Annotated in this window: 14 protein-coding genes; 11 read left to right on the forward strand and 3 right to left on the reverse strand. The window is 44.9% G+C overall.

Features of this window, described 5'->3' with window-relative positions; genetic code table 11:
* The first annotated feature begins 31 nt into the window (after positions 1–31).
* The 5 genes from ACO0KW_RS19755 (at position 32) to ACO0KW_RS19775 (ending at position 5,083) form a co-directional block, all read left to right on the forward strand.
* Positions 32–259 carry a hypothetical protein gene (locus tag ACO0KW_RS19755; RefSeq protein WP_423055060.1) on the forward strand — a complete coding sequence of 76 codons (228 nt, stop codon included), beginning with the start codon at positions 32–34 and terminating at the stop codon, positions 257–259.
* Positions 256–945: a lipoyl(octanoyl) transferase LipB gene (gene lipB, locus ACO0KW_RS19760; protein WP_423055061.1), complete on the forward strand. Its 690-nt coding sequence runs from the start codon at positions 256–258 to the stop codon at positions 943–945. The genes ACO0KW_RS19755 and lipB overlap by 4 nt, the downstream gene beginning before the upstream one ends.
* A gap of 43 nt (positions 946–988) precedes the next feature.
* Positions 989–1,984, forward strand: coding sequence for a lipoyl synthase (lipA, locus tag ACO0KW_RS19765; RefSeq protein ID WP_423055062.1), 996 nt, complete (start codon positions 989–991; stop codon positions 1,982–1,984).
* A 17-nt stretch (positions 1,985–2,001) separates the two neighbouring features.
* Positions 2,002–3,714 carry a hypothetical protein gene (locus tag ACO0KW_RS19770; RefSeq protein ID WP_423055063.1) on the forward strand — a complete coding sequence of 571 codons (1,713 nt, stop codon included), beginning with the start codon at positions 2,002–2,004 and terminating at the stop codon, positions 3,712–3,714.
* Between the two features lie 445 nt (positions 3,715–4,159).
* The gene (locus ACO0KW_RS19775; protein WP_423055064.1) at positions 4,160–5,083 is read left to right on the forward strand and encodes a hypothetical protein; all 924 of its coding nucleotides are present in this window, start codon (positions 4,160–4,162) and stop codon (positions 5,081–5,083) included.
* Here ACO0KW_RS19775 and ACO0KW_RS19780 read toward each other — a convergent pair.
* From ACO0KW_RS19780 to ACO0KW_RS19790, 3 genes are read right to left on the reverse strand one after another with little or no spacing between them, the layout of a single operon-like run.
* Positions 5,005–5,238 carry a TniB family NTP-binding protein gene (locus tag ACO0KW_RS19780; protein ID WP_423055065.1) on the reverse strand — a complete coding sequence of 78 codons (234 nt, stop codon included), beginning with the start codon at positions 5,236–5,238 and terminating at the stop codon, positions 5,005–5,007. The genes ACO0KW_RS19775 and ACO0KW_RS19780 overlap by 79 nt on opposite strands.
* The gene (locus ACO0KW_RS19785; protein WP_423055066.1) at positions 5,238–7,145 is read right to left on the reverse strand and encodes a Mu transposase C-terminal domain-containing protein; all 1,908 of its coding nucleotides are present in this window, start codon (positions 7,143–7,145) and stop codon (positions 5,238–5,240) included. The genes ACO0KW_RS19780 and ACO0KW_RS19785 overlap by 1 nt, the downstream gene beginning before the upstream one ends.
* A complete protein-coding gene (locus ACO0KW_RS19790; protein WP_423055067.1) occupies positions 7,142–7,804 on the reverse strand; it encodes a TnsA endonuclease N-terminal domain-containing protein in 663 nt (220 codons plus the stop codon). Before ACO0KW_RS19790 ends, ACO0KW_RS19785 begins: the two co-directional genes overlap by 4 nt.
* A gap of 236 nt (positions 7,805–8,040) precedes the next feature.
* On the opposite strand from ACO0KW_RS19790, the gene ACO0KW_RS19795 reads away from it, so the two are divergent.
* The 6 genes from ACO0KW_RS19795 (at position 8,041) to ACO0KW_RS19820 (ending at position 14,008) form a co-directional block, all read left to right on the forward strand.
* Entirely contained in the window at positions 8,041–9,327 is a 1,287-nt protein-coding gene (locus tag ACO0KW_RS19795; RefSeq protein WP_423055068.1) for a DUF4062 domain-containing protein, read from the forward strand.
* Between the two features lie 1,425 nt (positions 9,328–10,752).
* Positions 10,753–10,956, forward strand: a complete 204-nt coding sequence (locus tag ACO0KW_RS19800; protein ID WP_423055069.1) for a hypothetical protein — start codon at positions 10,753–10,755, stop codon at positions 10,954–10,956.
* A 327-nt stretch (positions 10,957–11,283) separates the two neighbouring features.
* The gene (gene minC, locus ACO0KW_RS19805; RefSeq protein WP_423055070.1) at positions 11,284–12,063 is read left to right on the forward strand and encodes a septum site-determining protein MinC; all 780 of its coding nucleotides are present in this window, start codon (positions 11,284–11,286) and stop codon (positions 12,061–12,063) included.
* A gap of 45 nt (positions 12,064–12,108) precedes the next feature.
* On the forward strand, positions 12,109–12,924 hold the full coding sequence (minD, locus tag ACO0KW_RS19810; protein WP_423055071.1) for a septum site-determining protein MinD: 816 nt from the start codon (positions 12,109–12,111) through the stop codon (positions 12,922–12,924).
* A 1-nt stretch (position 12,925) separates the two neighbouring features.
* Entirely contained in the window at positions 12,926–13,192 is a 267-nt protein-coding gene (minE, locus tag ACO0KW_RS19815; protein WP_186942151.1) for a cell division topological specificity factor MinE, read from the forward strand.
* A 123-nt stretch (positions 13,193–13,315) separates the two neighbouring features.
* A complete protein-coding gene (locus ACO0KW_RS19820; protein WP_423055072.1) occupies positions 13,316–14,008 on the forward strand; it encodes a response regulator transcription factor in 693 nt (230 codons plus the stop codon).
* Positions 14,009–14,109: the final 101 nt, after the last annotated feature.

Raw genomic sequence — 14,109 nt, forward strand, 5'->3', positions numbered from 1 at the left:
CGACAACGACACATAGAAATATTTCACCTTCATGCAAGCATTACAATCCATTATAGACAAACAAAAAGTTGGTGCGCGCTTCGTCATTTCAGCACCGATGCTTGGATTAGATCCTGTGGCCTTTGACCGCCTTGCGCAATCATGGATCGCAAAAGGTGGGCCGGGATTTGTGTTGGATGGTATTCCGTTTCGCAAAGTGGTAGATGGCCAATTTTTCATCCAAAGAGTCACGGTTAAACGCCTAGCGGAGCCGTTATGATCGAATTGTCCAATCCGATAGCAAACGAGACAGTGACCAATGTGCCGCAAATTATGATCCGGCAACGTGGACAAGAAGACTATCAAACGAGTTTCGCAGCGATGCGCGCCTTCACCGATGCGCGTACTGCAGATACACCTGATGAACTTTGGATTGTTGAACATCCACCCGTATTTACCTTAGGGCTCGGCGCGAATCAATCGCATGTACTAGCGCCGCATGATATTCCAGTCATCCAAACCGATCGCGGTGGCGAAGTAACATTTCACGGCCCTGGCCAAGTGGTAATTTATCTCTTGATCGACCTCAAACGTCGTCACACTAAGGGTCGTTTATTCGCGCGTGAATTCGTCCATCAGATTGAACAAGCGGTAATCGACACCTTGGGAGCGTATAATATCGCTGGTGAACGGATTGCTGGAGCGCCCGGAATTTATCTGAAACAAGGTGAATGGCAAGGCGCAAAAATTGCCGCATTAGGATTAAAAGTGCGCGCCAATGGCTGTACTTATCATGGCGTATCGCTGAATGTGGCGATGGATTTGCAACCATTTTCCTGGATTAACCCTTGTGGTTACGAAGGACTCGCCACCATTGACATGCGAACGCTGCAAGTACAAGTACCGCTGGAACAAGTACAAACCGCCTTAGCACAACGTTTACAATATTTATTGACCGTCGCCTAATTGAGCTATTGACTAAGCTACTAACTGAGCAATGAACTGAGCTATGACTATCGAAAATACACCCCTCGCGGCAGACAATGCCAACTACGACCCGACAGCAAAACAAAAGGGGGCTAGCAAGACTTCCCGTATTCCTATCAAAATTGTGCAAGCTGAACGTTTGCCTAAGCCTGATTGGATACGCGTCAAAGCAGGTTCGCCAACCACACGTTTCTACGAAATCAAAGACATCCTACGCGCGAATAAATTAGTTACCGTATGCGAAGAAGCGAGCTGCCCGAACATTGGCGAATGCTTCGGCAAGGGTACGGCAACCTTCATGATCATGGGTGACAAGTGCACACGCCGTTGCCCATTCTGCGACGTCGGTCATGGTCGCCCAGATCCACTCGATGTCGATGAACCCTTGAATCTGGCAAAAACCATTGCCGAATTACGTTTAAGCTATGTAGTAATCACGTCCGTTGATCGTGATGATTTACGTGATGGCGGCGCAGCACACTTCGCCGAATGCATTACCAAAATTCGCGAGCTATCGCCGATGACGCGCATCGAAATTTTGACACCAGATTTCCGTGGTCGTATGGATCGTGCATTAGAAATTCTGAACATGGCACCACCGGATGTGATGAATCACAATCTAGAAACGGCACCACGTTTATACAAAGAAGCGCGTCCAGGCTCGGACTATGAATACTCATTGAATTTATTAAAACGCTTCAAAGAGAAACATCCCAATGTCCCAACCAAATCCGGCATCATGGTCGGCTTGGGCGAAACCGATGAAGAGATTCTACAAGTCATGCGCGATATGCGTGCACACAATGTCGACATGCTGACGATCGGTCAATACCTAGCACCAAGCGGTCACCACTTACCCGTGCGCCGCTACGTCCATCCTGATGTGTTCAAAATGTTTGAAGAAGAAGCTTACAAAATGGGCTTCGCCCACGCGGCAGTTGGTGCGATGGTAAGGTCTTCATACCACGCGGATCAACAGGCACATGGTGTGGGAACAGATGTGAATGATCAGAAGTAAATGAGACAATTCAACAGATGATGAGACAATTCAATAGTCACTCATTACCTACTTCTACTGATAAAGCATTTAACTTCAATAACTTACCAACGATTTCTGCCTTCCCAAAGGATGAAAAAAATTGGCGAATTGACTGGTTCGGCGAAATCGCTTTCCCGAACCGGCTAATTCGAAGAAAACAGCCCTCCGTTCTCGTACATTTATCCCGCGTCTTTAGCGATCGCTACGAAGAAGATCAAACAATATTACTCTCCCCCAAATCGACTTCTCCCGCACGATTTCAACGCAAAATTTGGATTTCTGTCGGTACACTACCATTGTTGCGCATTGGCGATATTTGGCGAAATGGCCAACTAGACTCGCAGCCAGATTACGAGTTAGAAAAATTTCCAGACACCTTAATTAATCGAGACACCACCCATCTTGTGAAAGCTGGCTTAAACCTGAATGACAAAGGTTTTCTATTGCCACTTGCTGAACATCCTTGGCACATGCATTGCACTCAATCCTACTGTGTGGTTGTCGAGTTAGCAGATAACCGGCGCATCATCGTCCCTTGCATCGAATTGATCCGGTTTTACTTTGGATCATCGAGCAATTTAATTGCCAAGTTATTTCAACCGCCGCTTGAGCGAAAGTCGCTTTATAGCAATGCGCACTTCGACAAATCTAGTGGACGCTTAACATTAGAATTAGCTGACCATATTTCAGGAGCATCTGCAGCTGATATTGCGAGAATTCATCAATCAAAAGCGGCTTGGCATGCAGCCGTGCAGATTAGCACTTCAATACTCGCTGCCTCGCTAAATAGGCAGGAGATACATCCTCAAGGCTTGTTTCCATTCGAGGGTTTTACAGTTTTGGTCGCCGCAGGAAAATGGCTGTCATTTGAAGACAATCCGCGCGCCACATTTATCGTCTTCAACTTGCGAACTTGCTCCCACCCATTTCCATTTCGATCTCTTCGATACGAAGCAAAGAAGAAGTCCGATGAAGCTAATAATTCAACGCCAACGTCAGCTTCATCGAATACACAAATTCGTCGGGCAGCAAAAGATTCCATTAATCAAAACTTAGTCGAACGCGATGCCTCAAACTCACTGGCATCTAAATCCAAACCTATCCGACTTGCTCCGCGCTTTCCTGATTTGACAAAAAAATCCATCTGGAAAAACAAGGTTCTTTTGGATTCCGAAGATTTGAAATGCGGTTATGTGACAACGGCGTCTTCAGTGCAAAACACGTCAGTAGGTGAACCAGGATCAGAGCAACGAATTCGATCTATCGACTTAACGGTGCTTCTTAACAAAGATCTTTCAAAGCACCAGCCGGTACCGGATTTTCTAAAAAATGTGGTTTCTGAATTGATGCAACTTACCGATCTAACAGTGGAACTACTGACTGGAAGTGAGGAGGATGGATGGACTGTTCCTATTTCGATTTTCTCAGATGAAGAAGGCGAAATTGACTTGAAACTTTTTATCGAAGACGACTCACGAGGCTTACGCCCACGTCGTGTAGCCATTTTCTCGATTAAAGACTCAACTAAACATTTTTCCGCAGCAATTATTGAGTTCACTCCGACATATGTAAGGGTCTATGACGATCATTGCATGCACATCGATCACATATTATCAATCGTGTCGGCCGATTACATCAACCGTCGAGAATTAAAGAGCCTTTCCATTTTAAATTTATTGAAAGAAAAATCTAAAGAAGGTTTGACCTAATTTCATGCCAAGAACGATGAAGTATCTACTCCGAAAAAAAGCGTCGATTCCGATTAGACAATACGTTTTCTCAAAGAGAAATCTAGAGTGAGAATACCTCGCAATGGGATACCGTTTCATTCGAAACCCAAGCTTAAGGACTGATCTGATCGCGGCAATCGGGTGAATCATTATGATGTCCATGATAAGGTAGTTTAATGCCAATCGACCCTGCATGGTCATCAATTGCTCGAAGCCAATGCTGATGGCAACTTGATGCTTTGTGCGTCACAAAGTACTGCGATACATTCGTGATACGTCCCACCTCTCCATCGGTTGTCCCCGGATGGCAGTCTCATTCCTGCATTCTTTTTACCGCAGCGAGCAGACTAACCTGGCGTAGACGACATTTCATTGGTAGGATATAGGGTAAGAAAGCACAACAATTACAAAAGGTAGAGAATTAATGGATTTCACTAAGATTGAACTTAATACCAGCGAACGGGGCAGTACGTTCCCTTTCGAAGATGATCGCGACTACTGGTCATTCGAGGGTCGATCAGAGCGAGAGTTTTCACATGCTTTTCTCCAATATCCCGCCATGATGGTACCTCAAATGCAAGGCGAGATCATTGACCATATTTTAAAAGAATTCCCGAGAACGAAACACGTCTGGGATCCATTTGTCGGATCTGGTACAAGTTTGGGCGAAACGATGCTCCGCGGCTTGGATTTTTCTGGAAACGACATTAATCCACTGGCAGTATTAGTTTCGAAAACGAAATGCGGTCCACTAAATGTTGCGGCTTTAAAAGAAAAAATGAAGAAGTTGTTTCTGCTTATTGCGGCTGACCCCTCTGATCGCGTCGAGGTAACCTTTCCTGGTATAGATAAATGGTTTACACCCGAGGCCGCGTTGGCATTATCAAAAGTACGTCGTGGTGTGTGTCAAGAGGACTCATTGTGGGCGAGGCGTTTTTTTTGGGTCGCATTTGCTGAGACAATTCGTTTGACGAGCAACTCTCGCACTTCGACTTATAAATTACATATTCGAAGCACGGAAAATTTATTAAAAGAGCGCAAAAATCCAATTTCAGTATTTACTACTACTCTTACGAATAATGTTAATCACCTCAGTGCATTTAAAGAACAACTCGCAAAGCGAAAACTACTTTCTGGAGGATGGTACAAGGGTGAAACGACAATTTCATTATGTAACACTATTGACTTGCCGAAAAGTTTTATTCCCGCCAAGAATGCCGATCTCATTATCACGTCACCGCCTTATGGCGACAATCAGACCACCATTCCCTATGGACAATATTCATATCTACCATTGAATGACGGCGCAACGAGGAGGATATTTGGCATCCGCGTGATACGTGGATAGTTCAGCAGCTCTTCCATGCGCGCCAAGATACGCTTGGCATCCTTGTAACCGAGCCATGAACCTTCTCGGATTGCATAAATACGCTGTTCATCTGTGCGTCCGATTAAATCCAAAGCGGCATCATTGAGATGCGGATACAACTCTTTCTTGTGCATCAATCGTCCTCCAACGGTTGCACTGCATCAGGATCGTAGCCGCGCACACCTGGTGGTAATGCTGTGGGCACGATGTTACTGGCTGTTGGCAAATCTTCTTTCGTCTGTTTGCTTGCCACCGCATGTTGCTTTCGGCGTTGCTGCGCACGCCTAGCAGATTTGGTTTTCTCGGCCGCTTCTGCCTCAATAACCCGCTGTTCATTAATTAAGGCAAATACCGCTTTCTCATTTTCGTGCGGAATACCTTTTTCATCTGCCTGTCGATGTGCATCACGCAACTCCCAAATACTGACCGGTGGCAAGCTGGTATCGCGATATGGTATTGGAAAATATCGCTGTGCAATTTCATCATAAAAATACAGTACGCTAATATCGCGTGGATCTCGATGGAACCTAAATTTTCGACGATGTTTCTTAAACTCTGGATGCGGCGCGTTGATCCATGGGCGAAGCACATCATGGTAGTAATGCACGTCGTCGATCAGAACACCATAGTTTTGAACGGTACGCTCGATAAATGGCATGAAATTTATGCGCAGTCGTTCATCGTCCAATCGCCTTGCTGGTAAACCGCGCCCAGGCTTACCTTTTGTTCCCAATAAACCTTCTCGCCACTTTGTCAAAGGCAAAGTGCCAATTCCGGTGTGCTTTTTCCGATGGTACGCTGCAAAGAACAAAATCAACCACTTTTCAATCTCATCAAAAGTCATGCAGGCATTACCCTCTGCATCATATTGACCTTTCTCATCAGGGCCAGAAAACGTTGCCCCTTTAACGGTCTTCAACCCTTCTGAAACAGTGCCCATCAGGCGCTCAATATGTGCTCCATAGCGAGGCTTTTTAACCGGTCTTAAATGCAGATCGATATCGTACTGTTGGCACGCGACTTTCAACATATCACCACGAAACTCTCTGGCATTATCCATATGAAGAACGCCCATGGTTCCCCAGCATGGCCAATCTGTCGTCGTAATATTGAAGCGTGTCAGCCAACGTTCCTTCGGCAAAATAGCGTGAGAGATACACATACCAGCGGACATTGCCGAAGGCGGATCCAACGACAAGTGCATACCTAAACACACACGGCTATACACATCGATTGCTAGCGTGATCCACGCGCGGCGTATCGATTTTCTATGAACGTCATCTACGATAATAACTGGTAATAAAGTATGATCGATTTGCACCATTGCCAGCGGCCAATCGGCATCTGGAATACTGCTTTTAATCGGATCAAATTGGTCATGCGCTGCGGCCTCACCTTTGCGCCGTAAAATGCGTTCCCGACCTTCGGTACGCTCGATACGCGCTCTGATTGTATTGCCAGCCGGGATACGCAGATTCGCATTAGAACAGCGACGACGGATTTCTACTATCGTTGAAGCAATGGAATTGCTTTGATCGGTATCATGAAAATTTTCAATGCAATCATTGATGATTGTTTCCACTTCCGCTGACAGGCGCGAGTGTCCTCGACCACCTTTTGCCTCATGGTTTGGCAGTAGTGATGAAAGCAATCCAGTCTCTTTAAATGCAGCGACCCATCTGTAAATAGTGGCGCGTCCAACGCCAACTTCTGCACCGATTTCCTCTGCAGTGATATTGGTTCGACTTTGGAGATTTCCTAACAACGGCTCAATAATACGTCGCCTGTCTTCAGCCAAAAGCCAATCTTCATCTGAAATAGCGGCCAAATCGCGTTCCGTCTTTGGCAATGGTTGAGCGTGTTTAATAGTTCTGGGTGGATCTACATCGCCAACTTTCAATAAGACCTTTTCCCCAGATTCAAGGTCTTTGGCCAACACCAAATTAATATCAGCGAGAGCGACGATCACGTACTCCCGTCCATTTTGACTAATGCTTGCACCTTCCTTGATCCATAGCTGTGCGCTGCCTTGTTTGCTCATAGAATATCCTGACGTAAACGAAGGATGGTTTCATGATCGAGAGGTTTATCCAGATCAGCGATTAGTTCTCGAGTAAGAATAGAATGCCAAATCACTGGCAGCCAATGCAGTTGATCGTCAACATTTACAACCAACTGCTCAAGAAGCGCCGCAGGAGTAGCCGTACCGCCAAGATTTTTGGCCAAACGAATTAGTCTGGCAGTGTCCTCTGCGGATGGTTCTATATTGCGATATTCACGAAGAAATTTGATGTTTGCGAGCCGCGGAATACGAATATCGTTTTGTGTCGTGACACGAAACTCCCAATTATTCTCAAGCGCGTATTGCTCCGCTGCAGCGAACTTAGACGCATATTTTTCTGCATTCCGTTTGAGATCATCGGTATGCTTAACCTCCGTAAGCAACGGTTTGCGTATGTCGCCTGAGTTTGGGTTTGTTCGAAAATAGACTAAGACATCAGGCGTGTAGCCCTTAGGAATACCTGGAACGGGAATGGTGACAGGTTGAGCTTCAAAGCGCTCGACATGCTCATCGAAATCCAGAAGCAGCATGTATTCCTTTTCCAACAAGGATTCAAAACCATCCATTTGGTCATTTTTTCGACTGGCGAAACTGCCGGTAACGACCAAATGATTTTTTGGTATTTTGCGAACTGGCATTTTAAATCCTTTAGAATCTATTATCTGCTATCCGTAATCTTTGATTGAATCTACATTCTTTCAAAATAAAGAACACAATGATTAAATCTCATTTTATGATTGACTTATTTGCATTACAAGCTTAAACCAAATAATTGGGACGTAGAGAATTTTGAATTTGTTGTTATGCGCGGTATCAGCAAAAATCAACTTTTAGCAGATAGCACAACCCACACCTTTATCTCAAAAAAAGGCGTATGCAGATCGCCTCCACCAATAAACACGACACCATGAAATCTAAACCTACGTTTTTTATCTCATCGACTATTTACGACTTCGCCGATCTTCGATCAGCGATCAAGTACTACCTAGAGCAACAAGGCTGCGTCGTGCTCGCATCTGAATTCAACGACTTTGGTCAGCCACTTGATGAACACTCGTACGGCGCATGCTTAAAGCAAATTCAGGTGGCGGACTATTTCGTACTGCTAATTGGTTCGAGGATTGGTGGATGGTATGACAAAGGCGACCGCATTAGCATTACGCGTAAGGAGTTCCGAGCAGCATATGAGCTTCATGCTCAAGGTCAATTAAAGATAATAACTTTCGTTCGAGCCGACGTCTGGACTGTGAAAGAGGATCGTAAAGTACTTGTGAAATACCTTGAAAAGCTTGACCTAAACGATGCTGCCAAACAGCAAATTTCGAACGCTCCCTCCAAAGCGGTCGAAGACGCTCAATTCATCATCGACTTTTTAGAAGAAGTTGGTCGAAACAAAGAGACAGCTGAGGCCGCAAAGTCAGGAGAGCCTCCGCCTTCTGGAAACTGGATATACAGCTTCTCAAAGTTCGAAGATGTGATTAGTGTTCTTCAATCACAAGTCTTTGCAGGGCTCGCGAAAGTACACGCAGCAAATCGTAGAATTTTACGAAACGAACTGTTACGTATGTTGACTAGCATCTTGAGTAAATCGACAGAAGGGAAAACATATTTTCCTGAATATAGAATCGATGAACTAGCAAAGAAATATCCAATCCAGGGAGACGACATAGGAAAGAAAATTTCAATTGAAAGGCACGATCTTGAAATGCTCTTCATGATCATGGTTGATCAATCACGCAAAATTTCCACGCTACAGGTTATCGAACGTGTGCTTGCTACAGATACTTTTCTTGAATACGACGACGAGTCCGGGAACTTAAGGGAACATCCTATTTATGATGCTTTAATTTCCTTGCAGTCTGAAGTGTTCGATCGTAACAACTTTGACAGGAAACTGATTTCCGAAATTGGTTTAGCACTCCAAGCTCATCCCAAAGTCCAGAAAATAGCGATACCCGCCCTTCAATTACTCCCTATTCAAGGGTTGTTCGACCGAAGCGTCAATATTGTGAGGATATGTAAAGCCATTCTCTTGCACTTTGATGGAAATCAGTATGTTGCCCCTAAGCTGAGGCATCGAAGCCCAATTACTGACCAAAAGCAGCAGCTAGATCATGAAAGGGTTGCTATCGCTGACGTAGAGAATTTCATAAACCAATGAATAAAGAGAAACGTGCGACGGAGATAAAATGATACAAGGGCATATATGTTGTAATAATTGGCTCAACTCAATAGTTGGCAATTCAATTAGTCTCACTAACTATTGATACCTATCTCACTAACTTTTGAACAAGATACGTCAAAATAAGCAATTTGTCTCATTTACTCCTGATCTTTCACAACAGATATAAAATAAGATTCTAGAACGACGCAATCACAACGGCATAGGGTTAAAAAAACTATGCCGTTTTTGTTTTACACTTACCTCAACAAATTGGCTGCCACGGATATCCACGCTGCGATAGCGCGAACAGGCATCACACCGCTGGACTTGATTTTGTGATTGTTTGTATCCTATGAAAAATGACTCCGCATTCCTGCAAAATTTAAGGATTCCACGTTTCGTTTAAATAGGAGCTGGGCACGTGTCGTACGATTTTTGACCGCTCAATGCAAAACTTTTAAAAATCAAATTTCTTACACTTCTCAAAACTCTCAAACGTCTCAAACAATGACGCGACGAGTAGATGCGGACATTGCAATGCCTTGCGATACGTTCTGACGATCAATGCAATCAAAGTCGACAACTCAAACTCCTCAACTCAATACCCGAAAAATCGCATAACTTTAAACCGACGACGGCAAATCGATTGCAGCCACCCAAAAAACATTTCCGCAGTGCAAGTTATTGTTTATTAAGGACTTTTCTAAAGTTATTCGACATTCTTGCCGTTACAGCGTGATCACTCTCATTCTTGCAATACTCATCATGTTACCGCTGCAACTCTCTCGAATCTTTGATTATCAACGTCCCTCTGCTGAACAGACAAGGAGCGATAGCGTCCGCACGGCTCAAATGATTGCAGAACAAGCAACCGGCGTTCTCCCTGAAGCTCCGGAAGATCGACGCAAGCAAACTGACCGGCGAACCATTGAGAGACGTGAAAAACAGCAAGCGTCCTATCTCGATACGCGAAAAATACAAGGTAGGCGACGCTCTGCTGGACGTAGAGGCAGCGATACCATGACCGAATATCGCCCGATTTCACTAAAAGGTTGACGCAGCTCTTGCGAGTGGTCTAATTCGAATGCCTTGAACCAAGTACAGCACAGCATATTTTTTACATGTAAAGAAATAACGGGCTTCATTCAAGCGCTACCATTTAAACATCGTTCACAGTTCGCAAGGGCTATGTCCACTTCCAGCTCCTATAATTCAGACATACCAGAGACTCGGCAAAGCAGGCACAGAATCTGCTATCGCCATTGTGGTATGCAATTGAGTAAGAACTTAGGAGAGCTAGCATGACATTCATGCAGATTTTTAATATTTTTTCAAATCACACTTCGTCATCAACTATGATCACGTGTCCAGCGACCACAAACTCATTCTCGCAGGAACAGTTGGCGCCAAGCTGGCCAGAAATTGAAAGAAGAACAAATAGCGACAGGCGCCAACAAGAACGACGTAACATTAATTTTCAACCGTATATCGACACCAGAAAAAATCATGGCAGACGGCGAAGTTTTGGTCGACGCGCCACCGATCAAATTCCTGCCTTACCATTTTGATGCCTACGAATGCATTCGCGTAGTGCGAACAAATTTTTTGACGCAATTCAATCATTAAACTTAAATATTTCTTTTTTAAATATTACAAAAAATCATTTCCTTACAAATCCACGCTCCTCATGACAAAGAATCGGCCGACTGGCATACCGGTGCGCCGAAATACTCGTGAGGAAATCCACAATTCTGGTACTTTTGAACAGTTTTTGTGCAGTTTTTTTGCTAAGTGGGCAATCAATTGGTAGGATGGAGCCTGCGCAAAATTCCTTGAATTTTGCGCATGTTTAAGCAACTTAATAAGGTTTTCATCGCACAGTCCAGATGTGAGTAAATCACTTTCAAGACTGCTTGCTATGTTGACATTTTCCATTCATGACTGATCTGCAATATGCAAAATAGCCTGACCCGCAAACCTATAGAAATAAAAATATCCACGGTTGTGGCAGTTGCTGTCATTTTGAACGAAGCGGCATTGGATCGTCTTGAAGTCGCCTTAAAAGAAATGACAGGCGGTGCAGCAGATTTTTTTGATGACGAGTTCGCCATCATCGATATCGAAAGCATCGCTAACGAAACAATCGACTGGCAAGGCATCATAGGGTTGTTCAAGTCTTGTGGTCTGAATGCGGTTGCGGTGCGCAATGCTCATGACGATCAACATCCGGCAATTCGTGCTCACGGCTTGAGTATCGATTTCGTCAGCAAAGCCAAACCGGAACTGCCTAAGGATTTGGCACCAACGCCAGCGCCTGCCATAGAAGTGCGTGCCGAAGCTGAAGTTGCAGCGGTGAGCACAACACCGAGCCCTATGCCAGCAGCAATTGAACACATTCCTGCAATGTTGATCGACACGCCAGTGCGTGCTGGTCAGCGTATTTATGCGCGCGGTTGCGATTTAATTATCACTGCCTCGGTCAATAACGGTGCAGAAGTGATCGCTGATGGCAGCATTCATATCTATGCACCATTACGTGGCCGCGCCTTAGCAGGTGCACGTGGTAACACAGCTGCACGAATTTTTACAACTGCGATGGAAGCCGAATTGGTTTCCATTGCAGGTATTTACCAAACATTTGATGGTGGCTTTCCCAAGCTGGCGCCAAATCAACCAGTACAAATCAAGCTGGTTGGCGACAGTATTGAAGTATCATCACTAAAATCTGCTTAATCTGCGTAATTTCAGTTTAAATTTAGTTCAACAAAGGAGTACCCTGTGGCAAGAATCATCGTTGTAACATCCGGTAAAGGCGGTGTAGGCAAGACTACTTCAAGCGCGAGTTTCGCTTCTGGTCTGGCGCTGCGTGGACACAAAACTGCCGTGCTCGATTTCGACGTCGGTCTGCGTAATCTTGATTTGATCATGGGATGCGAACGCCGCGTGGTGTACGACCTAGTCAATGTGATCAGTGGCGAGGCGACATTGAATCAGGCACTAATCAAAGACAAACATTGCGATAATTTGTTTATTTTGCCTGCGTCGCAAACCCGCGATAAAGACGCTTTGACCGAAGAAGGTGTGGAGCGCGTATTAAATGATTTAATCAAGATGGATTTCGAGTACATCGTGTGCGACTCGCCAGCTGGTATCGAACGAGGTGCAGTGATGGCATTGACCTTTGCAGATGAAGCAATCGTCGTCACGAATCCTGAAGTCTCTTCAGTGCGCGATTCAGATCGTATCCTCGGCATTATTCAAGCGAAATCTAAACGCGCACAAGCAGGCGGCGAGCCAGTGAAAGAACATTTATTGATTACCCGCTATTCACCAAAACGCGTTGAAGCAGGTGAAATGCTGTCCTACACCGACGTACAAGAAATCCTACGGATTCCGTTGATCGGCGTGATCCCAGAATCAGAAACAGTCTTGCATGCATCGAATCACGGCAATCCGGCGATTCATGTCAAAGGCAGCGATGTATCAGAAGCTTACGGTGATGTTGTATCACGCTTTTTAGGTGAACAAATTCCACTACGCTTTGTCGATTACGAAAAGCCTGGTTTGCTGCAACGTATTTTCGGAGGTAAGTAAGATGGCTTTGCTTTCTTTTTTGTTTAAGTCGCAGCCAAAAAGCGCGAGTGCCGCAAAAGAACGTCTGCAGATTATCATTGCACGCGAGCGCAATGGTGGTCGTGAAGGTTATGATTTTTTACCAGCGTTGCGTGAAGAGCTAATTGCCGTGATTTCTAAATACACGAAGGTCAATCCAGACGACATAAAAGTGTCGTTGGACAAGCAAGGTAATTTAGAAGTTCTCGACGTCAATGTGATTTTGCCTGACGCAGACTCACGTATTTAGGGAAATCTGTGCGTCAGAGAGAGCATAGTCTGTTCACGAAGCTCTCTCCGAAATGTTCACTCAAAACATTCACTCAAGTTTTCTTTTTTTTATTCGTAAACAAGATTTTCTACCAAAAACAATATGCGAATTGCCATACTGGATGATGACCAGAATTTACTCGATCTTACCGTCGCAACCTTAATGGATGCCGGTCATGCTTGCCATCCATTTTCCAGTGGCAAAGCAATGCTGCATCAATTGCATCGCGAAAGTTTTGATCTGTTGATCTTAGACTGGCAAGTGCCCGATCTAAGTGGCACCGAAATTTTGCATTGGGTTAGGGAAAAACTGTCGACCACTTTGCCTGTCTTATTCATGACCAGCCGTTCTGGCGAGGACGATATCGTCGCAGGTCTGGCCGCTGGCGCGGACGATTACATGATCAAGCCCATTCGTCGCGCGGAATTGATTGCCCGTGTCAATGCCCTGCTACGACGTGCGTATCCCAGTCAAACCGCGAACGAAGTCATCACATTTGGCAACTACGAATTTGATGTGCGCGCAAGTCGTGCCAAACTGCAAGGCACAGCGATTGAATTAACTCAAAAAGAATTCGATCTGGCCTTAGTCCTGTTCCAAAATTTAGGTCGCCCTTTATCCCGCGCTTACATATTAGAAGCAGTATGGTCACGTGATATCGAGATCCCATCTCGTACGATGGATACGCATATTTCACGCGTGCGCAGTAAGCTCGATTTGCGCCCCGAGAACGGTTATCGACTCGCCCCCGTATATAGCTATGGTTATCGCTTAGAACAAATCTCGAAAGAGTAAATGTAATTTAACAATAAACAAGAGTGAAGTTAGCTTCACTCTTTTTATTTTCATTGCCCGATTTATTAAGCTGCTTGTCTAATGGGTCGGCGCATCATGAT

Origin of the sequence: Undibacterium sp. Ji22W, from assembly GCF_049340305.1 — a bacterium.
GTDB lineage: Bacteria > Pseudomonadota > Gammaproteobacteria > Burkholderiales > Burkholderiaceae_D > Undibacterium.

Excerpts from the sequence above, each read along its gene's own strand:
- ACO0KW_RS19755 (WP_423055060.1), top strand. The coding sequence starts at position 32 with ATGCAAGCATTACAATCCATTATAGACAAACAAAAAGTTGGTGCGCGC.
- lipB (WP_423055061.1), top strand. The coding sequence starts at position 256 with ATGATCGAATTGTCCAATCCGATAGCAAACGAGACAGTGACCAATGTG.
- lipA (WP_423055062.1), top strand. The coding sequence starts at position 989 with ATGACTATCGAAAATACACCCCTCGCGGCAGACAATGCCAACTACGAC.
- ACO0KW_RS19770 (WP_423055063.1), top strand. The coding sequence starts at position 2,002 with ATGATGAGACAATTCAATAGTCACTCATTACCTACTTCTACTGATAAA.
- ACO0KW_RS19775 (WP_423055064.1), top strand. The coding sequence starts at position 4,160 with ATGGATTTCACTAAGATTGAACTTAATACCAGCGAACGGGGCAGTACG.
- ACO0KW_RS19780 (WP_423055065.1), bottom strand. The coding sequence starts at position 5,238 with ATGCACAAGAAAGAGTTGTATCCGCATCTCAATGATGCCGCTTTGGAT.
- ACO0KW_RS19785 (WP_423055066.1), bottom strand. The coding sequence starts at position 7,145 with ATGAGCAAACAAGGCAGCGCACAGCTATGGATCAAGGAAGGTGCAAGC.
- ACO0KW_RS19790 (WP_423055067.1), bottom strand. The coding sequence starts at position 7,804 with ATGCCAGTTCGCAAAATACCAAAAAATCATTTGGTCGTTACCGGCAGT.
- ACO0KW_RS19795 (WP_423055068.1), top strand. The coding sequence starts at position 8,041 with ATGCAGATCGCCTCCACCAATAAACACGACACCATGAAATCTAAACCT.
- minC (WP_423055070.1), top strand. The coding sequence starts at position 11,284 with ATGCAAAATAGCCTGACCCGCAAACCTATAGAAATAAAAATATCCACG.
- minE (WP_186942151.1), top strand. The coding sequence starts at position 12,926 with ATGGCTTTGCTTTCTTTTTTGTTTAAGTCGCAGCCAAAAAGCGCGAGT.
- ACO0KW_RS19820 (WP_423055072.1), top strand. The coding sequence starts at position 13,316 with ATGCGAATTGCCATACTGGATGATGACCAGAATTTACTCGATCTTACC.